The sequence below is a fragment of the Mycobacterium sp. NGS63 genome, assembly GCF_059812295.1.
Genome location: NZ_JCALCJ010000005.1, coordinates 97,248 through 120,949, shown reverse-complemented (window position 1 = coordinate 120,949; position 23,702 = coordinate 97,248). Strand labels below are relative to the sequence as shown.

Sequence of the window (23,702 nt, the reverse complement as noted above, 5' to 3'; positions counted from 1 at the left end):
CTGCGCTGCAAGTGGCAACAATTCTACGCAAGTACAACAATCGCTCTTGCGAACCGGATTTGGCGTCGCAGGATCGGCGGATAAATATTGTGAATACACGATCGGCGCGCAGGCATTAGACTGACCCATCATTCGCAGCGGTGGGACTGCGAGAACGTTCGGAGGGAAATATGTCGTTTACCGTTCAGCCCGAGGCTGTCCTGGGCTCAGCCGGCGCGGAATCGGCGATCAGCGCAGAAGTCGAGTCATCGGCCGCGGCGGCCGCGCCGGCGCTGCTCGGCGCTTTGCCGATGGGAAATGATCCTGACTCCGCCTTGTTCGCCGCGGCCCTGAACGCATGCGGGGGCGCCTACCTCGGCGTCGTCCAGGAGCACGCCGTGCAGCGCGGGCTGTTCGCCGGAACGCAGAGCATTTCGGCGTGCGTCTACACCGCCACCGAGGCGGCGCGCAGCCTGACGCTCGGGCTGTAAGCCGCTTATGCCTGACCCAGGGTGGGCGGCGCGTCCACCCGAAGCGAACGACCTGCTGCTCAAGACGGGCACCGGGGTGGCCACGATGCTGGCCAACCAAACGGCCTGGACCGCGGTGGGCGCCAGTCATCACGCTTCGGCCAGCGCGTCGATGATCAACACCGCCGTGACCTCGGCAAGCTGGCTGGGCGGCGGGTCGCTGGGGTCCGCCGCGAGCGTCACCGCCCTCAATGCGTCGCTGCACGGACTGGCCGGCTGGGTGGACGTCAAGCCGGGAGTGGTCGCCGCCGCGATCTCGGCGTATGAGATGGCCAATTCCGGCATGGTCCCGGCGCCGGTGTGCACCGCCAACCGTACCGAAGAGGCGGCCGACAACATCGCCAATCCGAGCGTCCTGTGGACCTTGACGCCGCGCATCGCCGAGCTGAATGTCGAGTACTTCGAGGTGATGTGGAACAACAACTCCCTGCGGGGAGCCACGTATGGCGCCGCGCTCGCCGTGCTGGCCGAAAGCCTGGCCATCCCACCGCCATTGGCGACCATGGGGGCCTCACCGGCCGCGCCGGCCGAGGCTGCCTCCGCGATCGGCCAGGCGGCGGGTGACGCCGCGGCCGGCGACGGGATGCGCACCGCTTTTCAGGGCGCGCAGACCGGCACGTCGGGCGCCGGCCGGGCAGCGTCGGGGGGCCAGGGAATGGGTGGCCTGAACAGCTTCATGGAGCCGGTGCAGTCGTTGCTGGGCGCGGTCCCGCAGGCGATGCAGGCCCCCGCGCAGCTGATGCAGGCGCCGATGAGCGCGATGCAGCCGATGCAGTCGATGATGTGCGGCATGTTCGCCAGCCCCGGCGCCGGGCTGGCAGGCGCCGGCACACCGGCCACCGCGGTCAGCGCGGTTTCCGCCGCGCCGGGAGCGGTCGGCGGCGGCGGCGGCGGGGCATCGCTCGGCGGCGGCGTGCCCGCGTCCACCTTCACCCGCCCGGTCAGCGCGTTCGAGCCCGGCAGTGGCGGGCGCCCGGTGGGGCTGCGACCCAGCGGGGCGCTGGGGGCCGAAGCGCTGCGGTCCCCCACTACGACGACGCCGGCCGGCACGGGCGTCGGCGGCATGCCGGTGGGCGCCGCGGCCGGCGGGCACGGTGGGTCCGACAAGAAGTCCGAGCAGCCGGCAACCGTGCGCGTCGTCGACGAAAGAGTCTGAAAAGGCCTGCTCAAAGGGTGAATCGACACATCTGAATAGCCGCCATACACTTCGACGATCCCCCGAGAAACCAGCGGGAACAATCAAATCGAATAGAGAAAACGCCTAACCGCAGAAGGAGAAGTCAACCGTGTCAATTGTTGTAGACGCCAACGTGCTACGAAGCATGAGCGACGCGATCCAGGCGCACATGGAGCATGCGATCGCGATCGGCCAGGGCTACCTGGCGAACCAGGAAAACGTGATGAACCCTTCGACCTGGTCGGGTGACGCGGTCGTCGCCTCGCACGTGACGGCCATGGAAGTTTCGAACGACCTCAACAAGGTCCTGACGGGCGGCACCCGCCTGGCCGAGGGCCTCAAGCAGGCCGCGGCGCTGATGGAAGGCCACGAGGCCGACTCGCAGCACGCATTTCGTGCCCTGTTCGGCGGCACCGCCCACAACGTCACCTAATCACCAGCCCAGTTAGCTTTCCAGGAAGGAAGTCATCATGACCGGTCCCATCGCTTACAACCCCGGCCCCGTTGCCGACTTCGCGGCCGACGTCGGATCGCGCGCCGGCCAGCTCGACGCCATCCACGCCGACGTTGCGAACAAGACCAACTCGCTTCAGGAGTTCTTCGCCGGTCACGGCGCGGCCGGATTCTTCGACGCCCAGTACCAGATGCTCTCGGGCCTGCAGGGCCTCATCGACACGGTGCGCCAGCACGGCAAGACGACCGGCAACGTGCTCGACGGCGCGATGGCCACCGACGAGCACATCCGCCGCCTGTTCTGAAATCGCCTGCCCGACGGCGCCATTGGTGACCGACGGCGGGTGAGGCAAAGGTGGGGCGCCGCCGGCATCCGCATCGCCCCACCTTTGGTATGCAAGCTGGCTGAGGTGAATCTTCCGTGCTGACAACGACGCTCGACGGCCTGTGGGTGTTGCAGGCGGTGACCGGCGTGGAGCAGCTGTGCCCCGAGCTGGGTTTGCGGCCGCTGCTGCCGCGGCTGGAAACCCCGGAGTTTGCGCTGCGCCACCCGGTGGTCGACGAACTCAAAGCGTGCGGTGCGCTCGACGAGGCCGGAAACGCCGACCCGATGATCCGCGAGTGGCTGACCGTGCTCTTTCGGCGCGACCTCGGGTTACTCCTGCACATCAACGTGCCGGGCCGCGACCCGACGCGCGCGGCCATCTGCCGGTTCGCCACCTGGTGGGTGGTCCTGGAGCGCCACGGTGAGCTGGTGCGCCTCTATCCGGCCGGCACCGCCGGCGACTCGGGCACGGCCACCGAGCTCGTGGTGGGCCAGGTCGAGCGGCTGTGCGGTGTCGCCGAGGCGGCGCCGCTGCGGCCGGTCACCGTGGACACCGCCGAGCTGCAGGAGTCCGTGCACGACGCCGCCAGCCTGAAATCGTTTCTGCTCAAGCAGAGTTTGGACGTCGACCAGCTGCACATCCTGACCATGGCCGCCGACCCGGCCCGTTCGGCGTCCGCCGCCATCGTGGCGCTGCAGGCCGGGGTCGGCCCGGAGAAGACGGCCCGCCTGGCGATCGGGCAGTCGGCGGTGGCCGTCGTCGACACCGCCGCCGGTCGGCTGTGCGTGGAAGGCGTGATGTCGGGCGGGCGTCGTTACCAGGTCCTCGCACCGGGATCCCGCAGCGACATCGCCGCAGCGGTGCAGCGGCTCATCCAGAGCCTGCCCGCGGGCGAGGAGTGGTACTCCTACCGACGCGTGGTCTGAGCGAAAGCACCAAAGCGGCGCCGTTACAACCAATCTTGGTAATAGCAAAGCTGGTCGCGCTGCTAATGCACTTCGCGGTTTGAGCGGGTTTGATCCGGCATTGATCGCGTAAACGGCGTATCGCGAATCGTGTTAGCATCGACGGTCGTGACGACCTCGTGGAATGACCCCAATATGTTCGACGAAGAGAGGCTTGGGCGGGGGGATCCGCCAGCGGTGCGCCACCGGGATTCGGTATCGGACACGATGCGTATTACCGATTTAGCCGCCCCTCGAAAAATTCCGCCGGGCTCGGGATGGCGTAAATTCATTTACAACATTTCGTTCCACAAGATAAACCTCGGAGAATCGCCGGGCGAACGCCATTATCGCGAATTAAAGGAACGCATCCGTCGGCATATCCGTCGGCAATTTGTGATCACCCTGGTGTCGGGCAAGGGCGGTGTCGGCGTGTCGACGATGGCCGCGTGCATCGGCGGCGTGTTCCGGGAATGCCGGCCGACCAACGTGATCGCCATCGACGCCGTCCCGGGCTTCGGCACGCTGTCCGACCGGATCGACGAGTCCCCGCCCGGCGACTACACCGCCATCATCAACGACACCGACGTGCAGGGCTACGCCGACATCCGGGAACACCTGGGGCAGAACGTCGTTGGGCTCGACGTGCTCGCGGGCAACCGTACGTCCGACCAGCCCCGGCCGCTGGTCCCGGCGATGTTCGCCGGGGTGCTGGCGCGGTTGCGGCGCACCCACAACGTCATGGTGGTCGACACGGCCCCCGACCTCGAGCACCCCGTCATGAAGACCGTCCTGGACAACACCGACACCCTGGTGTTCGTCTCGGGGATCACCGCCGACCGGTCCCGGCCGGTGCTGCGCGCCATCGACTTCCTCAGCGCGCAGGGCTATCACGAGCTGGTGTCGCACAGCACGGTGATCATCAACCACACCGACAGCGCGGCCGACAAGGACGCGCTGGCCTATCTGACCGAGCGATTCACCAAGGTCGGGGCGACCGTCGAGGTGATGCCGTTCGATCCGCACCTGGCGAAGGGCGGCATCATCGACACCGTCCACGAGCTGAAGAAGAAGTCGCGGCTGCGGCTGTTCGAGATCACCGCGGGGCTGGCCGACAAATACGTGCCCGAGGCAGGCGCTGAGAGGGCGCAGCAGTGACCGAGCGGTTGCAGCCGCACAAGGTCGCTTTCCCGGCGCGTTGTGCAGTCAACGTCTCCTACGACAAACACCTGTGCTCCCAGGTGTTTCCGGCGGGGACACCGGTGGAGGGTTTCTTCGAGGGCATGGTCGAGCTGCTCAGCGACGACCTGAAGCGCAAGGGTTTCGACGGGGTCGCCCTGCCGCCGGGCAGCTACGAGCTGCACAAGGTCAACGGGGTGCGCCTGGACATCAACAAGAGCCTCGACGAACTCGGGGTCCAGGACGGCGACACGCTGGTGCTGGTGCCTCGCGTCGACGGCGATTCCTTTGAGCCGCAATACGAGTCGCTGTCCACGGCGCTGGCGGCCATGGGCAAGTGGCTGGGCCGCGACGGCGGGGATCGGATGTTCGCACCGGTGTCGGCGCTGACCGCAGCCCACACCGCTATCGTGATCGCGGCCATGGCCGTCGGTGTGGTGGTGGGACTGACCCTGCGGGAACGCGCCGCCAACGACAGCCTGATCCCGGCGTTGGTGGCCGGCGGGGTGGGTGTGCTGCTGGCGATCGCGACCATCGTGGTGTTCCGGGGCTGGTCGCATCGGCGCGACATGTTCAGTGGATTCGCTTGGCTTACCGTGCTTTTGGTCGCCGTCGCCGGCGCCTGCGCCCCACCCGGACGGTTGGGAGCGCCGCATGCGCTGATCGGTCTCGTAGTGGTGATCCTGGGCGCGATCGCGATCAGCGCGGCGACGCGGAAGCGGTGGCAGACCGCCGCGGCGACCGCGGTCGTTACCGTGTGCGGGATCGTCGCCGCGGTGGCCGCGGCCCGGATGTTCCGGCCGGTGTCGGTGCAGGTGCTGTCGGTGTGCGTGTTGGTCGGGCTGCTCGTCCTGGTGCGGATGGCGCCGACGATCGCGCTGTGGGTGGCGCGGGTGCGGCCGCCGCACTTCGGATCCATCACCGGCCGCGACCTGTTCGCGCGCCGCGAGGGCATGCCCGTGGACACGGTGTCGCCGGTGACCGCGAAGGAAACCGAGGACGAGGACGACGAACTCACCGACATCACCGCCCGCGGCGCCGCGATCGCCGCGTCGGCGCGGTTGGTCAACGCCATCCAGGTGGGCCTGTGCGCCGGGGTGTCGATGGTGCTGCCGGTCGCGGTGTGGGGCGTGCTGGCGCCGGGCCGTCACTGGTCGTGGCTGGCGCTGTTGGTGGCCGGCCTGGTGGTGGGGATCTTCATCACGCAGGGCCGCGGGTTCGCCGCCAAGTACCAGGCGGTCGCGCTGGTGTGCGGGGCGTGTGCGGCGGTCTGCGCCGGCATCGTCAAGTACGCGCTGGCCGGACCCAGGAGCCTCGAGACCGGGCTGATCTGGCCGGTGGCGCTGGTGGTGGCGTTCGCCGCATTCGGTTTGGCCGCAGCGCTTCTGGTGCCGGCGACGCGGTTCCGGCCGTTGATCCGGCTGACCGTGGAGTGGCTCGAGGTGATCGCCATCATCGTGTTGCTGCCGGCCGCCGCGGCGCTGGGAGGGCTGTTCGCGTGGCTGCGTCACTGAAACCACTGTGCACGAAGGCCGCCGCGGTCGTCGCAGTCCTGACCCTGGTCGCTTTCGCGGGGAACATCCCTGCCGCGCAAGCCATTTCACCGCCTAAGGTGGATCCGGGAGCGGTGCCCCCGGACGGGCCGCCGCGCTCGGACCAACCGATGCGCCGCGCCAACAGCTGCTCGGTGCCGATCACCGTGAAGACCCCCGACGTGTCGCAGCTGGCGCCCGGCTTCAACCTGCTGAACGTCAGCCAGGCCTGGCAGTACAGCACCGGCAACGGGGTGCCCGTGGCGGTCATCGACACCGGGATCACCCCGAACCCGCGGCTGCCGGTCGTGCCCGGCGGCGACTACATCATGGGTGAGGACGGGCTGTCGGATTGCGACGCCCACGGCACCGTCGTCGGCGCGATCATCGGCGCCGCGCCTCAGGGACTGGTGCCGATGCCGCGGCCGATCCCGGCCACGCCGGCGTTTCCCCCGCCCGCCGCGCCGCCGCCGGCCGCCGGGGCGCCGCTGCCCCCGGTGGAGCTGCCGCCGCCCGTACCGCCCCCGCCCCCGCCGCCGCCGGTGACGATCACCCTCGTCCCCCCGCCGCCGCCACCCCCGCCCCCGCCGCCGGAGGCCGGCGCGATGGCGCCCTCCAACGGGCCGCCCGACCCGCAGACCGAGGACGAACCCGCGGTGCCGCCGCCCCCGCCCGGGGCGCCCGACGGGGTGGTGGGCGTGGCCCCGCACGCGACCGTCATCTCGATCCGGCAGTCCTCACGCGCCTTCGAACAGGTCAATCCCGCCCCGGCCGACCCGAACTCGGACGAGAAGGTCAAGGCCGGCACGCTGAACACGTTGGCCCGGGCCGTCGTTCACGCGGCGAACATGGGCGCGAAGGTGATCAACATTTCTGTGACCTCCTGCCTGCCGGCCGCGTCGTCCACCGACCAGCGGGCACTCGGTGCGGCGCTGTGGTACGCGGCGACCGCCAAGGATGCGGTGATCGTGGCCGCCGCCGGCAACGACGGGGAGGGCGGCTGCGACAACAACCCGATGTATGACCCGTTGGACCCGTCGGACCCGCGTGACTGGCATCAGGTCAAGGTCATCTCCTCGCCGTCGTGGTTCTCCGACTACGTCCTGTCGGTGGGGGGAGTCGACGCCACCGGCGCCCCGATCGACAAGAGCATGTCGGGTCCCTGGGTCGGTGTGGCCGGTCCCGCGACCCACATCATGGGCCTGTCGCCGCAGGGCGGCGGCCCGGTCAACGCCTACCCGCCGTCGCGGCCGGGTGAGAAGAACATGCCGTTCTGGGGCACCAGCTTCTCGGCGGCCTACGTGAGCGGCGTCGCGGCACTGGTGCGCGCGAAATACCCTGAGCTGAGCGCACATCAGGTGATCAACCGGATCGTGCAGTCTGCGCACAACCCGCCGGCCGGCGTCGACAACAAGGTCGGCTACGGCCTGGTGGACCCGGTCGCGGCGTTGACGTTCAACATCCCGCCCGGCGACCGGCTGCCCCCGGGAGCGCAGACCCGGGTGATCAAACCGGCCGCACCCCCGCCGCCGCCCGATCACCGGGCGCGCAACATCGCGCTCGGCTTCCTCGGCGCCGTGGTCGCCGGCGTGCTGGTGGTGGCGGTCGGGACCCGGTTGCGGAGAGCGCGATGAGGTCGCGGCTGACCGGATTCGGCGCGGCCAGCAATCGGCGGGTGGTCGGGATACTGGTGGTGTTCCTCCTCGCGTTGGCGAGCTGGCCGTTCGGCGGGTACATCGGCGCCGCCGTCGCCGTGGTGGTGGGCGTGGCGGTGGTGTTCGTCCCGTGGCGGGGTCAGCCGGCGTGGTCGTGGGCGGTGCTGGCGCTGCGGGGCCGGCGGCCGATCAGCTGGAGCGAGCCGGTCACGGTGGCCAGCAACCGATCCGGCGGCGGGGTGCGCGTCCAGGACGGCGTGGCGGTGGTGGCGGTGCAGCTGCTCGGCCGGGCACACCGGGCCACCACGGTGACGGGCTCGGTGAGCGTCGAGACGGAGAACGTCATCGACGTGGCGGAACTCGTGCCGATGCTGCAGCACCCGCTGGGCCTGCAGCTCGACTCGATCAGCGTCGTCACGTTCGGGTCGCGCTGCGGCAGCGTCGGCGACTATCCGCGGGTGTACGACGCCGAGATCGGCACCCCACCGTACGCGGGCCGGCGTGAGACTTGGCTGATTCTGCGGCTGCCGGCGATCGACAACACCACCGCGTTGCGCTGGCGCACAACCCTTGGCGCGACGGCCATTTCGGCGGCCCAGCGCATCGCCGGGCTGCTGCGGTGCCACGGCTTGCGCGCGAAGGTGGCCACGGCAACCGACCTGAGCGAGCTCGATCGCAGGCTCGGCTGGGATGCGGTGTCGGGCGCGATGCAGAAGTGGAAGGCCATCCGCGGGGAGGCCGGATGGATGACGACGTATGCCTATCCGGCCGAGGCGATCAGCTCCCAGGTGCTCGCCCAGGCGTGGACGCTGCGCGTCGACGAGGTCATCCAAAACGTGACGGTGTTCCCGGATGGCATGTGCACGGCGACGGTCACCGTGCGCACCCCCACGCCGGCGCCGAGCCCGCCCAGCGTGATCCTGCGCCGCCTCAACGGTGAGCAGGCGGCCGCGGCGGCGGCCAACATGTGCGGCCCCCGGCCCTACCTGCGGGGGCTGCGCCGAAGTCCGTTGCCGCAGAACCTGATCGTCGAGATCGGGCCGTCGGGCGTGCTGGTGGGCAAGCTCAGCAATGGCGACCGGCTGATGATCCCGGTCACCGACGCAGGCGAGCTGTCGAGGGTGTTCGTGGCGGGCGACGATGCGATCGCCAAGCGGATCGTGATCCGCACCGCCGGCGCCGGCGAGCGGGTCTGCGTGCACACCCGCGACCCGAAGCGCTGGGCCAGCGTGCGCATGCCGGTGGTCAGCGTCGTCAGCACGTCGCGTCCCTCGCCGCGCACCACCGTCAGCGTCGTCGAGCACGCCCCCACCGCGGTCTCGCCGGCGCCGCGGCCGGCCACCGTGATCACCGTCGCGCCGGCCGGCACGGCCCTGCCCGACGGGCACGGGCACACGTTCGAGGTGGCCATCGAGCAGGTCAGCGGCGCGACGGTGAAAGTGACTGCGGCGGGCCAAAGTTGGCTGGTTGACATGGACCTGTTCCGGGCGGAGAACCGCTATGTCAACCTTGAGTCAGTCGCGATGTCGTTCGCCACTTAGCGTCGAGGATGGTGCAGACCATGGGGGACTTGCTCACGGCGCGCAGGCATTTCGACCGCGCCATGGCAATCAGGGATCGGCAGGGCCGTGCGGCGGCCTTGCCGGAGTTCGTCGCCGCCACCGAGGCCGACCCGTCGATGGCCGATGCCTGGCTGGGCCGTGTCGCCTGCGGCGACAACGACCTGGCGTCGCTGAAAAGGCTCAGCCATCACCGCGAATGGCTGCACCGCGAGACCACCCGGATCGGCCGCACACTGGCGGCCGAGCTGCAGCTGGGCCCCTACATCGGCATCACGGTCACCGACGCGTCCCAGGTCGGTCTGGCGCTGTCGTCGGCGCTGACGATCGCCGGCGAATACGACGAGGCCGACAAGCTGCTGTCCAACCGCGAGCTGCTCGACTCGTGGGGCAACTACCAGTGGCACCAGCTGGCCCGGGCGTTTCTGATGTACGCGACGCAGCGCTGGCCGGACGTGTTGCTGACGGCCGCCGAAGAGCTGCCGCCGCAGGCGATCATCATGTCGGCGGTGACCGCGTCGATCTGCGCGCTGGCCGCCCACGCCGCCGCGCACCTGGGGCAGGGCCGGGTGGCGCTGGACTGGCTGGACCGCGTCGACGTGATCGGGCAGAACGCCTCGTCGAGCCGGTTCGGCGCCGAGGTGTTGACGGCCTCGATCGGCCCGGCCGACATCCCGCTGCTCGCCGCGGACCTGGCGTACGTGCGGGGCATGGTGCACCGCCAGCTACGCGAGGAAGACCGGGCACAGATCTGGTTGTCCAAGGCCACCATCAATGGGGTCCTGATCGACGCGGCCAAAGCCGCGCTGGCCGACCCGAATCTGCAGTTGGTCGTCACCGACGAACAGTCCATCGCCACCCGCACCGACAAGTGGGACGCCGCCACGGCCAAGAGCCGCGACGAGCTCGACGACGACGACGCGGCCGAGCGGCGCGCCGTGCTGCTGGCCGAGGGCCGCCGGCTGCTGGCCAAACAGGTCGGCCTGGCGGCGGTCAAGGATGCGGTGTCGGCGCTGGAGGACCAGCTCGAGGTGCGCATGATGCGCCTCGAGCACGGGCTGCCGGTCGAGGGCCAGACCAACCACATGCTGCTGGTGGGGCCGCCGGGCACCGGTAAGACGACCACCGCCGAGGCGCTGGGCAAGATCTACGCGGGCATGGGGATCGTGCGCCATCCCGAAATCCGCGAGGTACGCCGCTCCGACTTCTGCGGCCACTACATCGGGGAGTCGGGACCCAAGACCAACGAGCTGATCGAAAAGTCGCTGGGCCGAATCATTTTCATGGACGAGTTCTACTCGCTGATCGAGCGCCACCAGGACGGCACGCCGGACATGATCGGCATGGAAGCGGTCAACCAGCTGCTGGTCGCCCTGGAGGCCCACCGGTTCGACTTCTGTTTCATCGGGGCGGGCTACGAGGACCAGGTGGACGAATTCCTCACCGTCAACCCGGGTTTGGCCGGCCGGTTCAACCGCAAGCTGCGGTTCGAGTCCTACTCACCGGCCGAGATCGTCGAGATCGGGCACCGCTACGCCGCACCGCGGGCCAGCCTGCTCGACGACGGCGCGCGCGAGGCGTTTCTGGATGCGGCCACCACGATCCGCAACTACACCACCCCGGGCGGACGGCATGGCATCGACGCCATGCAGAACGGCCGCTTCGCTCGTAACGTCGTCGAGCGCGCCGAGGGATTCCGCGACACCCGGGTGGTGGCCCAAAAGCGTTCGGGGCAGCCGGTGACCGTGGAGGACCTGCAGATCATCACCGCCGCCGACGTCGAAGCCGCGGTGCGCAGCGTGTGCTCGGACAACCGCGACATGGCCGCGATCGTCTGGTAGCCCGGACTTGTCGTACCCGACTGCGATGATGAGGTTATGTCTTCGACCGCATCCGCTGACGCCGTGGAGGTTACTCCTAAAGAGCGTCTTGAGGTGTTGTTCGAGGAGTTGGCGGAGTTGGCCGGTCAGCGCAATGCGATCGATGGACGGATCGTGGAGATCGCCGCCGAGATCGAGCGCGACGAGTTGTGCGGGATGACGGGTGCTCGGTCGGTGGGGGCGTTGGTGGCATGGAAGCTGGGTGCGTCGTCGGCCAACGCCCACACGATCACTACGGTGGCGGGCCGGTTGGAGGAGTTTCCGCGCTGTGCGGCGGGCCTGCGGGAGGGCCGGCTGTCGCTGGATCAGGTGGGCGTCATCGCGGCGCGGGCGGGGCGGGGATCCGATGAGCATTACGCGCAGCTGGCCGCGGTCGCCACGGTCAGCCAGCTGCGCACCGCGGTCAAGCTCGAACCGCGACCCGAATCCGAACCTCGCCGCGAACCGCAGCGCTCGATCACCAAGCACACCGGTGAGGACTTCAGTTGCTGGCGGATCAAGCTTGCGCCGCCTGATGCGGCGAAGTTCGACGCGGCGCTGGCCTCGCATCTGGATGCGCTGATCGCCGAGTGGAAGCGCGATCGCGACAGCGGCGACCGCGCACCGGATGCGGCGCCGCCGTTGCCCACTACCGCCGATGCGTTTATGCGCCTGGTCGAGACCGGTTGGGATGTCGACGTGGCGCGCCGCCCGCACGGGCAGCACACCACGGTGGTGATGCATTTCGACGTCAAGCAGCGACTCGCTGCGCTGCATCTGGGTCCGCTGCTGTCGGAAGCCGACCGCCGATACCTGTTGTGTGATGCCACCTGTGAGGCCTGGTTCGAACGTGACGGCGAGGTCATCGGCTGCGGTCGAGCGACCCGGGTGATCAGCCGCCGGCTTCGTCGTGCGCTCGAGCACCGCCACCCCAGCTGCGCGGTTCCCGGTTGTGGGGCCACCCGGGGACTTCACGCACACCACATCATTCACTGGGAAGACGGCGGGCTGACCGAGCTGGCCAACCTCGTGCTGGTGTGCCCGTATCACCACCGGCTGCACCATCGCGGCATCATCACCATCACCGGACCCGCGCACCACCCCACCGTCACCGACAGCGACGGGCGAGCGCTGCACCCAGGCTCGCTTGCCCGCCCAGCGACCCAACCCCCGCCCGCGGTCCCACCCTGCCCCGGACCAACCGGCGAACGCGCCGACTGGTGGTGGTACGAGCCATTCCAGCCCCAACCACCACCGTCAAAAAACTAAGTCGGCGCGCCGGGGCCGATGACTACCGGCGTCGGGACTGCTAGCCCGCGTCAAGCAGTTGGCTCGAACCGGAACACGGCCAGCCGGCCGGCCAGCGCCTCGAATTCGTCGGCGGTGCCGTCGCGCACCATGCCCGAGCGCTTCGCGAACGCGACGCCGACGGGCACCTCGGTGGGGAACGCCCGCAGCACCGGGCGCGCCTCCTCGGCGTTGAGCTCGACGATCCTGACCTCGCGTGAGCGCCGGCCGCGGCGCAGCGTGCCGGTCCCGGCCGCGCGGGCGTTGGCCGCCCAGTCGGCGCCCGGGTAGCCGGCCACCACATACAGGCCGCCCCGAAACTCGAACGGCGTCATCGGCGTGCTGCGCGGCTGACCGGACTTGCGGCCGGGCACGGTCAGCACCATGGCGGGGCCGGTCGGGATCCCCAACCGCTGAACGGCCATCATCACCTTGTTCATCGGTTTGAGGTAGCGCGGCGGGCGTGGTTCGGACATCTGTCGTTTCCTTTCTAGGACTCGGTGAACAGGTCGCGGTGCTCGGCCACCCACTGCGCGAACGGTGTCGCCGGGCGGCCGAGGATCTTCTCGATGTCGTGGGTGACCAGGGCGGGTTTGTCGAGGGTCTCGGCGAGCATCGCGGTGTAGGCGTCGGCGAAGCCGGCCGAAAACCCCAAACCGGTGAACCGTTGGCGCACGAGCGCCTCCGGCACCTCGCGGTAGTGCAGCGGGCGGCCGAGGACGTCGCCGATGACCCCGACCAGCTCGGAGTTGGTGAACGCTTGCGGCCCGGTCAGTGGAATGCGCTGGCCGACAAGGTCATCGATGAGCAGCGCCCGCGCCGCGACCTCCGCGATGTCGCGTTCGACGATCGGGGCCGACGACGCCGCGGCGTAGGGCCCGCCCACCACGTCGCCGGCGCGGATCTGCGCCCCCCACATGCCGGCGAAGTTGGTCGCGAAGACCGCGGGCCGCAGGCTCACCCAGTCCAGCCCGGATTCGACGGCGAGCTGCTCGACCTCCTTGTTGCGGTCCCCGCGAAACCGCGAGGGCTGCCGGGCGAAGTCGTCATCGGCGTTGATCGCCGACAGCGCCACCAGCTTGGCGACCCCGGCGCGCCGGCACTGCGCGACCACGTCGCGCAGCTGCGCGCCGAGTGCCCGGGAGTTGAGGAACACCGCCGAAGCGCCCGGCAGCGCGTCGGTCACCGACCCGAACACCTCGACACCCGAGGGAAATCCGGCGGCGTCGGGGGAGCGGGTGACGGCGCGGACCCGGGCGCCCGCGTCCACGAGTTCGGCGACGAGCGGGCGTCCGACGTTGCCCGTCGCTCCGGTGATGACGATGGTCATGGGGTGGCTCCCTTCGGTCCGTTTACTTCGATGCCCATACGACGGCGCGGGAGCTGGGAAAGTTACATCCGAAACGCGTAACTTTTTGCCCCGCCGGATCGTCGAAGAGTCATGAGCCAGTCACCCGCCGACCAGGTCACCGAGGCCTGGCGCCGTCACCGCCCGTATCTGGTCAACCTCGCCTACCAGATGCTCGGCGACGTCGGCGACGCCGAAGACATTGCGCAGGAGGCGTTTTTGCGGCTATCGCGCACCGATCCGGCCGAGATCGACGATGTCCGCGGCTGGTTGACGGTGGTGGCAAGCCGGCTCTGCCTGGACCAGGTGCGCTCGGCGCGCGCCCGGCACGAGCGGCCCGGCGACGTCGACCAGCCGGCGTCGCCCCGTTCGGATCCCGCCGACCGGATCACCCTCGACGACGAGGTCCGCGCCGCGCTGCTGGAGGTGCTGCAACGGCTCAACCCCGGCGAACGGGTCGCGTTCGTACTGCACGACGTTTTCGGGGTGCCGTTCGACACGATCGCCGAGACGGTCGGTCGCCCGGTGGGCACCTGCCGTCAGCTGGCTCGGCGCGCGCGGGCCAAATTCACTGCGGCGCAACCGAAATTGAACGAGGTGGCCTCGGCCGAGCATCAGCTGGTCACCGAGAAGTTCATCACCGCGTGCGCCAACGGCGACATCGCCGGGTTGACCGCCGTGCTGGACCCGGCGGTGTGGGGTGTGGGCACGGTGCTGGCCGACCCGGCGCCGCCGCCACAGGTCAACCACGGGCCGCACGCGGTGGCCACCAACCTGCTGCGCTACATCGGCCCGGACGTCACCCTGGTCAGCGGTCCCGCCGGGCAGCCGGCGGTGCTGGCCTTCGCCGAGCGCCGGCTCTTCGCGGCGATCGTGCTGACCATCCGCGGCGGCCTGGTGACCAAGATCGAGGCCGTCGCCGACCCGTCGGCGCGGGCCGGCGCGGATCAGCGTTCCTGAGGACGCGCGGCGAAGTAGCCCGCGATCGTCGCGGTGACCTCGAGAAACTTGCGCCGCGTCGCGGCGGCCATCTCGCCGTTCACGTCGATGACGCCGCCCGGCCGCAGGTGCGGATCGAAGGGCACCTCGATCACGGGTTGCCCATGCTCGACGAACTCGCGCGCCAGCGACTCGCGGGTGCGCTTGTCGGCGTGGCCGTCGGAGTCGTTGAGCACCACGATGGTGCGGCGCAGCAGACCCGTCAGGCCCTGGTCCGACAGCCATTCCATGGTCCGGGCGGCCGCGGAGGCCCCGTCGGCCCACGGCGAGGAGACGACGATCAGCGCGTCCAAGTCGCGCAGCACCTCCTGGGTCACCGGGGAGTCCATCGTCGAGCCGCAGTCGATGACCGAGATCGTGAAGTGGTGGTCCAGCCGCCGCGCGGCCTCCCGGTAGACCGCGGGATCGAGCACCCGCCGCGGACCCGAGGCCGGCTCGCCGCCCAGCACGTGCAGGCCGGCGGGATTGCGGCCGAGGCGCCCGACCACCTCCGCGAAGGATCGCAGGTTCCGGTCGGTGGTGAACTCCCAGAACGAGCCACTCGACCGCGGGTCGATCCGGTTGCTCAACCGGCCGAACGCGGTGTCGGCGTCGATCGCGACCACATGGTCCTGCCGGCGCAGCTGGGCGAATAGCGATCCCACGCTGGCGGCCACCGACGTCTTGCCCACGCCGCCCTTGCCCAGGACGCCGACCTTGTAGTTGCCGTGCAGGGCGGTCCGGATGGCCGCCTCGAATTGCGCCTCCTGGCGCTGGGCGGCCGACGGGCCCGGCTTGACCAGACCGAAGGTGGCCACCCGCACGAGGCGGCGCCAACCGCGCTCGGGCAGGTCGGTCGTGAAGGACGGCGGGGGCCCGGACTGGTGCGGCGCCGGGGCCGGGCGGGCCGGTTGCTGGGGCGCGGCCGGCGGCCGTTGCGGCGGCGGCGACGGGCGCGGCGGGGCCGGCGGGGGCTGGGCCGCGGGAACGCCTTGACGGGGCGGGGGCGGTCCCTGTGGGGCGGGCGGGGGTACGGCCGCGGGGGAGGCCGGCGCCGCGGTGCGGGGGTCCCGGGGCGGGGGGCCGGGCGGGCGTTCCGCGGGCGCGGGGGGCTGGTCGGGCCGCAGACGGTCGCGCAGGAATTCGTCGCGCTCGTTCATCCGCCCAGTATCTCCTCACGTGCCACCTCGTGGCCCGCCGAGTTGCGCGCAAACTCCTCCGAAGGCCTGCGGTGCGTGAGCGCGATCACAGCAAACGCACGCGATTCGTGATTGTGGCGGGCCGTCGGCTAGATTCGACGCCGGAGCCGGGGAAATCCCCGCCGCAAACCGCAGGTCGACGCCGTCGTCGGCCGCCCGCCGCAGCGAATTTACGGTGCTGCCGGCTGGCGGTTAGACTTGACGAAGTTGGCATGTCAGGCGGGTATTGTCATATCGTTTTACGACTTGTCGAGACCGGTTCCAGGCCACCGTTCAGCGCTGCACGGACGAATCCCTAACCGGATCCTTTCCGCCTGGGGGACAGCCCAAATCGACAAGCCGAAGGGACCTACCAGGTCCGTCGGAGCAGCTCGTAACGGCCTCGCACGGCCGCTGGAACGTTCTGGTGAAGGGTCAGGTGCATATGACGCCCAAGCGCGTCGGGTTATACAACCCCGCGTTCGAGCACGATTCGTGCGGGGTAGCCATGGTCGTCGATATGCACGGCCGCCGGAGCCGAGACATCGTCGACAAGGCCATCACCGCGCTGCTCAACCTCGAGCACCGCGGCGCCCAGGGCGCCGAGCCGCGCAGCGGTGACGGCGCCGGCATCCTGATCCAGGTCCCCGACGCGTTCCTGCGCGAGGTCGTCGAATTCGAACTGCCCCCTCCGGGCAGCTACGCCACCGGCATCGCGTTCTTGCCGCAGTCGTCCAAGGACGCCGCGGCCGCCTGCGCCGCCGTGGAAAAGATCGCCGAGGCCGAGGGCCTCGAGGTGCTGGGCTGGCGCAACGTGCCCACCGACGACTCGTCGCTGGGGGCGCTGTCCCGCGACGCGATGCCGACCTTCCGGCAGGTGTTCATGACGGGCGCCTCCGACATGGAGCTGGAACGCCGCGCCTATGTCGTACGCAAGCGCGCCGAGCACGAACTGGGCACCAAAGGCCCCGGCCAGGACGGGCCGGGACGCGAAACCGTCTACTTCCCAAGCCTTTCGGGCCAGACGTTCATCTATAAGGGCATGCTGACCACCCCGCAGCTCAAGGCGTTTTACCTTGACCTGCAAGACGATCGGCTGACCAGCGCGCTGGGCATCGTGCACTCGCGGTTCTCCACCAACACCTTCCCGTCCTGGCCACTGGCGCACCCCTTCCGCCGCATCGCTCACAACGGTGAGATCAACACCGTCACCGGCAACGAGAACTGGATGCGCGCGCGCGAGGCGTTGATCAAGACCGACCTGTTCGGTGACGACGTCGAGAAGCTGTTCCCGATCTGTACCCCGGGCGCCTCGGACACCGCGCGTTTCGACGAGGCGCTCGAACTGCTCCACCTGGGCGGGCGCAGCCTGGCCCACGCGGTGTTGATGATGATCCCCGAGGCGTGGGAACGCCACGAGTCGATGGATCCCGCGCGCCGCGCGTTCTACCAGTACCACGCCTCGCTGATGGAGCCGTGGGACGGACCGGCGTCGATGACCTTCACCGACGGCACCATCATCGGCGCCGTGCTCGACCGAAATGGCTTGCGCCCCTCCCGGATCTGGGTCACCGACGACGGCCTGGTAGTGATGGCCTCCGAGGCCGGCGTGCTCGACCTGGACCCGGCCAAGGTGGTTCGCCGGATGCGGTTGCAGCCCGGCCGGATGTTCCTGGTCGACACCGCCCAGGGCCGCATCGTCTCCGACGAGGAGATCAAGGCGGAGCTGGCCGCCGAGCACCCGTATCAGGAGTGGCTCGACAACGGCCTGGTCCCGCTCGACGACCTGCCGGCGGGCAAGTACGTCCGGATGCCGCACGAGCGACTGGTCAAGCGGCAGCAGGCTTTTGGCTACACCTACGAGGAGCTCAACCTGCTGGTCGCGCCGATGGTGCGCTCCGGCGCCGAGCCGATCGGGTCGATGGGCACCGACACCCCCGTCGCGGTGTTGTCGCAGCGCCCGCGGATGCTCTACGACTACTTCCACCAACTCTTCGCCCAGGTGACCAATCCGCCGCTGGACGCCATCCGCGAGGAGGTGGTGACCAGCCTGCAGGGCACCACCGGCGGCGAGCGCGACCTGCTCAACCCCGACGAGAACTCCTGTCACCAGATCGTGCTGCAGCAGCCGATCCTGCGGAACTACGAGCTGGCCAAGCTGATCCACCTCGACCCCGACGACAAGGTCAATGGGCGCGCACATGGCATGCGGTCCAAGGTGATTCGCTGCCTGTACCCGGTCGCCGACGGCGGCACCGGGCTGGCCGCCGCGCTCGAGGACGTGCGCGCCCAGGCGTCGGCGGCCATCGCCGACGGCGCCCGGGTGATCATCCTGTCCGACCGCGAGTCCGACGAAAAGCTGGCGCCCATCCCGTCGCTGCTTGCCGTGGCCGCCGTGCACCACCACCTGGTTCGCGACCGCACGCGCACCCAGGTCGGCCTGGTCGTCGAGACCGGTGACGCCCGCGAGGTGCACCACATGGCGGCGCTGGTCGGCTTCGGCGCGGCGGCGGTCAACCCCTATCTCGCGTTCGAGTCGATCGAGGACATGCTCGACCGCGGCGACTTCAACGGCCTGGACCGCAACAAGGCGCTGAACAACTACGTCAAGGCGGCCGGCAAGGGCGTGCTGAAAGTGATGTCCAAGATGGGCATTTCGACGCTGGCCTCCTACACCGGCGCGCAGCTGTTCCAGGCGGTCGGCATCTCCGAGGACGTGCTCGACGAATACTTCACCGGGCTGAGCTGCCCCACCGGCGGGATCACCCTGGACGACATCGCCGCCGACGTGGCCACCCGCCACCAGCTGGCCTTCATCGACCGGCCCGACGCGCGCGCGCACCGCGAGCTCGAGGTGGGCGGCGACTACCAGTGGCGCCGGGAGGGGGAGTACCACCTCTTCAACCCCGAGACCGTCTTCAAGCTGCAACACGCCACCCGCACCGGGCAGTACAAGATCTTCAAGGAATACACCCGCCTCGTCGACGACCAGAGCGAGCGGATGGCGTCGCTGCGCGGGCTGCTCAAGTTCCGCGGCGACGTGCGGCCCCCGGTTCCGCTCGAGGAGGTCGAGCCGGCCAGCGAGATCGTCAAGCGCTTCTCGACGGGCGCCATGAGCTACGGGTCGATCTCCGCGGAGGCGCACGAGACCCTGGCCATCGCGATGAACCGCCTCGGCGGCCGGTCCAACAGCGGCGAGGGCGGCGAGGACGTCAAGCGATTCGAGCGCGACCCCAACGGGGACTGGCGCCGCAGCGCGATCAAGCAGGTCGCCTCCGCACGGTTCGGGGTCACCTCGCACTACCTGACCAACTGCTCGGACATCCAGATCAAGATGGCCCAGGGCGCGAAACCCGGTGAGGGAGGCCAGCTTCCGGGTCACAAGGTGTACCCGTGGGTCGCCGAAGTCCGGCACTCGACGCCCGGCGTCGGGCTGATCTCGCCGCCGCCGCACCACGACATCTACTCCATCGAGGACCTGGCGCAGCTGATCCACGACCTGAAGAACGCCAATCCGGCCGCGCGGGTGCACGTCAAGCTGGTGTCCGAGAACGGCGTGGGCACCGTGGCCGCGGGCGTTTCCAAGGCGCACGCCGACGTGGTGCTGATCTCCGGGCACGACGGCGGCACCGGCGCCACCCCGTTGACCTCACAGAAGCACGCGGGTGCCCCCTGGGAACTCGGCCTGGCCGAGACCCAGCAGACGTTGCTGCTCAACGGTTTACGCGACCGGATCGTGGTCCAGGTCGACGGCCAGCTCAAGACCGGCCGCGACGTGATGATCGGCGCGCTGCTCGGCGCCGAGGAATTCGGCTTCGCCACCGCCCCGCTGGTGGTCGCGGGCTGCATCATGATGCGGGTCTGCCACCTCGACACCTGCCCGGTCGGTGTCGCCACCCAGAACCCGGTGCTGCGCGAACGGTTCACCGGCCAGCCCGAGTTCGTCGAGAACTTCTTCATGTTCATCGCCGAAGAGGTGCGGGAATACATGGCGCAGTTGGGTTTCCGCACCTTCAACGAGGCCGTGGGACAGGTCGGGTCGCTGGACACCACGCTGGCGCGAGCGCACTGGAAGGCGCACAAGCTGGACCTGACGCCGGTGCTGCACGAGCCGGAGTCGGCGTTCATGAACCAGGACCTGTACTGCAGCTCGCGCCAGGACCACGGGCTGGACAAGGCGCTCGACCAGCAGCTGATCGTGATGAGCCGCGAGGCGCTCGATTCGGGCAAGCCGGTCCGGTTCTCCACCACGATCAGCAACGTCAACCGCACGGTGGGCACCATGCTCGGCCACGAGCTGACCAAAGCCTATGGCGGGCAAGGCCTGCCGGACGGCACGATCGACATCACCTTCGACGGATCCGCCGGCAACAGCTTCGGCGCGTTCGTGCCCCGGGGCATCACCCTGCGGGTCTACGGCGACGCCAACGACTACGTCGGCAAGGGCCTCTCGGGTGGCCGGATCGTGGTGCGGCCGTCGGACAACGCGCCGGCCGACTACGTCGCCGAGGACAACATCATCGGCGGCAACGTGATCCTGTTCGGCGCCACCAGCGGGGAGGTCTATTTGCGCGGTGTGGTCGGTGAACGGTTCGCGGTCCGCAACTCCGGCGCCCAGGCCGTGGTCGAGGGCGTCGGTGACCACGGTTGCGAATACATGACCGGGGGCAAGGTCGTCATCCTGGGCCGCACCGGCCGCAACTTCGCGGCGGGCATGTCCGGCGGCGTGGCCTACGTGTACGACCCCGACGGCGAGCTGCCGAGCAACCTCAACGGCGAAATGGTCGAGCTCGAGGCCCTCGACGGGGACGACGTGGAGTACCTGCACGCCACCGTTCAAGCGCACGTCGACGCCACCGATTCCGCGGTGGGCCAACGGATCCTGGCCGACTGGCCGAACCAGCAGCGGCATTTCGCCAAGGTGATGCCGCGCGACTACAAGCGCGTGCTGCAGGCGATCGCCGAGGCCGAACGCGACGGCGTCGACGTCGACAAAGCGATCATGGCGGCCGCGCATGGCTGACCCCACCGGCTTCCTGAAATACACGCATCGGGAACTGCCGCAGCGCCGGCCTGTCCCGCTGCGGCTGCGCGACTGGAACGAGGTCTACGAGGACTTCGACGAGGGCACCCTGCGCGAGCAGGCGACCCGCTGCATGGACTGCGGGATCCCGTTCTGCCACAACGGCTGTCCGCTGGGCAACTTGATCCCGGAGTGGAACGACCTGGTGCGCCGGGGCCGTTGGCGCGACGCGATCGAGCGGCTGCACGCCACCAACAACTTCCCGGACTTCACCGGCCGGCTGTGCCCGGCGCCCTGTGAGCCGGCGTGCGTGCTGGGCATCAACCAGGATCCGGTCACGATCAAGCAGATCGAGCTGGAGATCATCGACAAGGCCTTCGACGAAGGCTTCGTGGTGCCGTTGCCGCCCGACAAGCTGACCGGAAAGACCGTCGCCGTGGTCGGGTCGGGGCCCGCGGGCCTGGCCGCCGCGCAGCAGCTGACCCGCGCCGGACACAGCGTGACCGTCTTCGAGCGCGACGACCGCATCGGTGGGCTGCTGCGCTACGGCATCCCCGAGTTCAAGATGGAAAAGCGCGTCCTGGACCGGCGGCTGGAGCAGATGCGCGCCGAGGGCACCGAATTCCGGGCCAACGTCAACGTCGGGGTCGACATCACCGTCGAGCAGTTGCGCGCCGACTTCGACGCCGTCGTGCTCGCGGGCGGCGCCACCGCCTGGCGCGACCTGCCCATCCCCGGCCGCGACCTCGACGGGATCCACCAGGCGATGGAGTTCCTGCCGTGGGGCAACCGCGTCCAGGAGGGCGACGACGTGCTGGGGCCGGACGGCGAGCCGCCGATCACCGCCAAGGGCAAGAGGGTGATCATCATCGGCGGCGGCGACACCGGCGCCGACTGCCTGGGCACCGTGCACCGCCAGGGCGCGATCGCCGTGCACCAGTTCGAGATCATGCCGCGCCCGCCGGACACCCGCGCCGAATCCACCCCGTGGCCGACCTACCCGCTGATGTACCGGGTGTCGTCCGCGCACGAAGAGGGCGGCGAGCGGGTGTTCTCCGTCAACACCGAGGAGTTCGTCGGTGAGGACGGGCGCGTGACCGGTCTCAAGGCCCACGAGGTCACCATGCAGGACGGCAAGTTCGTCAAGGTCGAGGGCTCCGACTTCGAACTCGAGGCCGATCTGGTGTTGCTGGCGATGGGATTCGTCGGCCCGGAGAAGCCGGGGCTGCTCACCGAGCTCGGCGTCAAGCTCACCGACCGCGGCAACGTCGCGCGGGGCGCGGACTTCGACACGTCGGTGCCCGGTGTGTTCGTTGCCGGAGACATGGGTCGCGGCCAGTCGCTGATCGTTTGGGCGATCGCCGAGGGCCGGGCGGCCGCCGCCGGCGTGGACCGGTTCCTGATGGGTTCGACGGCGCTGCCGGCGCCCATCAAGCCGACCGCGGCGCCCCTGCAGTAGTCACATCAGTCACACCAGAAACAAAAGAATTCAATTCGGCGTTTCTGCTCACGTTTGCCAGACGGTTGATGTCTAATGGAATCTTGTGGGCTCGATCACATGAAGTCACGGGGTGACTTCGGGGGGAGCCCCGGTTGATCGGACCGACCGCAGGAGTGATCACTGTGAATATCAACCCGGTACCTCGATCACGGATGGGGCGAATCGCCTGGTCATGGTTTCGCCACCCGGTCAAGAGTCGCGAATTTCCCGCCAAACACGAGCGCCTGATCACCGCCGAAGAACTGATGCTGTTCGGGGTGTAAGCACCAGGCCCCCGCGCGACCGGCGCAAAATTAAGAAAATTAAGTTTGCTCAGCTAGCTGTTTTGGGACGGCTCCCACAGCCCGGACTCCCGGATGGCCTCGGCCAAGGGCTCCAGCACGCCGGCATCGTGGGGCGGCGAGATGTAGACGATGCCCAGGTCCAGGCCTTCGGCCCCTAAGCCCGCGGCGTCCTCGAGTACCTTCCCGTAGTTGCGGTCCGGTCCCAGGCCCAGGTGGGCCGACAGGGTGATCTCCTTCGGATCGCGCCCGATGTCGCCGCAGCGCGCGACCAGCACGTCGCGCTTGCGCGCGAACTCCTCCGGCGTGCCACCGGCGAAATTCCAGTGCTGGGCGTAGCGGGCCGTGAGCGGCAACGTGCGCTTCTCGCCGCTGCCCCCGATGCAGATCGGCGGGTGCGGGCGCTGCGGACCCTTGGGCTCGTTGCGGGCGCCCTTGAGCTGGTAGTACTTGCCGGCGAAGTCGGTGGTCGCGTCGCTCAGCAGGCCGATCAGCACCTGGCAGGCCTCCTCGAAGCGGTCGAAGCGTTCCTTGATCGACCCCAGCTCGATGCCGTAGGCGCCCGACTCTTCCTCGTTCCAGCCGGCGCCGATCCCGAGCTCGAGGCGCCCGTCGGAGATGATGTCGAGCGCGGCGGCCATGTTGGCCAGCACCGCGGGGTGGCGGTAGTGGATCCCGGTGACCAGGGTGCCCAGCCGCAGCCGCGTGGTGGCCTGCGCCAGCGCGGTCAGCGTCGTCCAGCCCTCGAGGCAGGGGCCCTGGCTGTCGGAGAAGATCGGGTAGAAGTGGTCGAAGGTCCAGCCGGATTCGTAGACCTCGATGTCGTCGGCGGCCTGCCAGACGGCGAGCATGTCGGCCCAGGTGGTGTTTTGGGGAGAGGTTTTGAACGCGAATCGCATGAGCCCGACGGTAG

19 protein-coding genes are annotated in these 23,702 nt (G+C 69.4%); 15 read left to right on the top strand and 4 right to left on the bottom strand.

The window, feature by feature from the left end; all coding sequences use genetic code 11:
• Positions 1-170 precede the first annotated feature (170 nt).
• The 11 genes from AC5Y4Z_RS14600 (at position 171) to AC5Y4Z_RS14550 (ending at position 12,462) form a co-directional block, all read left to right on the top strand.
• A complete protein-coding gene (locus AC5Y4Z_RS14600; protein ID WP_499965056.1) occupies positions 171-470 on the top strand; it encodes a PE domain-containing protein in 300 nt (99 codons plus the stop codon).
• Positions 471-477: 7 nt separating this feature from the next.
• Positions 478-1,665: a PPE domain-containing protein gene (locus AC5Y4Z_RS14595; RefSeq protein WP_499965054.1), complete on the top strand. Its 1,188-nt coding sequence runs from the start codon at positions 478-480 to the stop codon at positions 1,663-1,665.
• Positions 1,666-1,795: 130 nt separating this feature from the next.
• Positions 1,796-2,119 carry a WXG100 family type VII secretion target gene (locus AC5Y4Z_RS14590; protein ID WP_499965052.1) on the top strand — a complete coding sequence of 108 codons (324 nt, stop codon included), beginning with the start codon at positions 1,796-1,798 and terminating at the stop codon, positions 2,117-2,119.
• A 37-nt stretch (positions 2,120-2,156) separates the two neighbouring features.
• The gene (locus tag AC5Y4Z_RS14585) at positions 2,157-2,444 is read left to right on the top strand and encodes a WXG100 family type VII secretion target (RefSeq protein ID WP_499965050.1); all 288 of its coding nucleotides are present in this window, start codon (positions 2,157-2,159) and stop codon (positions 2,442-2,444) included.
• Positions 2,445-2,560: 116 nt separating this feature from the next.
• A complete protein-coding gene (locus tag AC5Y4Z_RS14580) occupies positions 2,561-3,391 on the top strand; it encodes an ESX secretion-associated protein EspG (RefSeq protein WP_499965048.1) in 831 nt (276 codons plus the stop codon).
• Between the two features lie 147 nt (positions 3,392-3,538).
• The gene (locus tag AC5Y4Z_RS14575) at positions 3,539-4,567 is read left to right on the top strand and encodes a MinD/ParA family ATP-binding protein (protein WP_499965045.1); all 1,029 of its coding nucleotides are present in this window, start codon (positions 3,539-3,541) and stop codon (positions 4,565-4,567) included.
• 8 nt (positions 4,568-4,575) lie between these two features.
• Positions 4,576-6,102, top strand: coding sequence for a type VII secretion integral membrane protein EccD (eccD, locus tag AC5Y4Z_RS14570; RefSeq protein WP_499965500.1), 1,527 nt, complete (start codon positions 4,576-4,578; stop codon positions 6,100-6,102).
• Positions 6,087-7,754 (top strand): type VII secretion-associated serine protease mycosin, encoded by a 1,668-nt coding sequence (mycP, locus tag AC5Y4Z_RS14565; protein WP_499965043.1) that lies wholly within the window; start codon positions 6,087-6,089, stop codon positions 7,752-7,754. The genes eccD and mycP overlap by 16 nt, the downstream gene beginning before the upstream one ends.
• Positions 7,751-9,316: a type VII secretion protein EccE gene (gene eccE, locus AC5Y4Z_RS14560; protein WP_499965041.1), complete on the top strand. Its 1,566-nt coding sequence runs from the start codon at positions 7,751-7,753 to the stop codon at positions 9,314-9,316. Before mycP ends, eccE begins: the two co-directional genes overlap by 4 nt.
• A gap of 8 nt (positions 9,317-9,324) precedes the next feature.
• Complete coding sequence (gene eccA, locus AC5Y4Z_RS14555) at positions 9,325-11,175, top strand: type VII secretion AAA-ATPase EccA (RefSeq protein ID WP_499965040.1); 1,851 nt, start codon at positions 9,325-9,327, stop codon at positions 11,173-11,175.
• 36 nt (positions 11,176-11,211) lie between these two features.
• Positions 11,212-12,462 (top strand): HNH endonuclease signature motif containing protein, encoded by a 1,251-nt coding sequence (locus AC5Y4Z_RS14550; RefSeq protein WP_499965038.1) that lies wholly within the window; start codon positions 11,212-11,214, stop codon positions 12,460-12,462.
• Between the two features lie 50 nt (positions 12,463-12,512).
• Here AC5Y4Z_RS14550 and AC5Y4Z_RS14545 read toward each other — a convergent pair whose 3' ends face one another.
• Positions 12,513-12,956, bottom strand: a complete 444-nt coding sequence (locus AC5Y4Z_RS14545) for a nitroreductase family deazaflavin-dependent oxidoreductase (RefSeq protein ID WP_499965036.1) — start codon at positions 12,954-12,956, stop codon at positions 12,513-12,515.
• 14 nt (positions 12,957-12,970) lie between these two features.
• The gene (locus AC5Y4Z_RS14540; RefSeq protein WP_499965034.1) at positions 12,971-13,810 is read right to left on the bottom strand and encodes an NAD(P)H-binding protein; all 840 of its coding nucleotides are present in this window, start codon (positions 13,808-13,810) and stop codon (positions 12,971-12,973) included.
• 111 nt (positions 13,811-13,921) lie between these two features.
• Between AC5Y4Z_RS14540 and sigI the strand changes: the two genes are divergently transcribed.
• Positions 13,922-14,788, top strand: coding sequence for an RNA polymerase sigma factor SigI (sigI, locus tag AC5Y4Z_RS14535; protein ID WP_499965032.1), 867 nt, complete (start codon positions 13,922-13,924; stop codon positions 14,786-14,788).
• On the opposite strand, the gene AC5Y4Z_RS14530 is transcribed toward sigI, so the two are convergent.
• On the bottom strand, positions 14,776-15,966 hold the full coding sequence (locus AC5Y4Z_RS14530; protein WP_499965030.1) for a MinD/ParA family ATP-binding protein: 1,191 nt from the start codon (positions 15,964-15,966) through the stop codon (positions 14,776-14,778). The two genes, sigI and AC5Y4Z_RS14530, sit on opposite strands and share 13 nt — an antisense overlap.
• A 463-nt stretch (positions 15,967-16,429) precedes the next feature.
• Here AC5Y4Z_RS14530 and gltB point away from each other — a divergent pair, with 463 nt between their 5' ends.
• From gltB to AC5Y4Z_RS14515, 3 genes are all read left to right on the top strand, one after another.
• Positions 16,430-21,007: a glutamate synthase large subunit gene (gene gltB / locus AC5Y4Z_RS14525; RefSeq protein ID WP_499965028.1), complete on the top strand. Its 4,578-nt coding sequence runs from the start codon at positions 16,430-16,432 to the stop codon at positions 21,005-21,007.
• Positions 21,000-22,466: a glutamate synthase subunit beta gene (locus AC5Y4Z_RS14520; RefSeq protein WP_499965026.1), complete on the top strand. Its 1,467-nt coding sequence runs from the start codon at positions 21,000-21,002 to the stop codon at positions 22,464-22,466. The genes gltB and AC5Y4Z_RS14520 overlap by 8 nt, the downstream gene beginning before the upstream one ends.
• A gap of 134 nt (positions 22,467-22,600) precedes the next feature.
• Entirely contained in the window at positions 22,601-22,771 is a 171-nt protein-coding gene (locus tag AC5Y4Z_RS14515) for a hypothetical protein (RefSeq protein ID WP_499965520.1), read from the top strand.
• Between the two features lie 53 nt (positions 22,772-22,824).
• Here the strand turns inward: AC5Y4Z_RS14515 and AC5Y4Z_RS14510 are convergent, their stop codons facing one another.
• The gene (locus AC5Y4Z_RS14510; protein ID WP_499965024.1) at positions 22,825-23,688 is read right to left on the bottom strand and encodes an LLM class F420-dependent oxidoreductase; all 864 of its coding nucleotides are present in this window, start codon (positions 23,686-23,688) and stop codon (positions 22,825-22,827) included.
• Positions 23,689-23,702 lie beyond the last annotated feature (14 nt).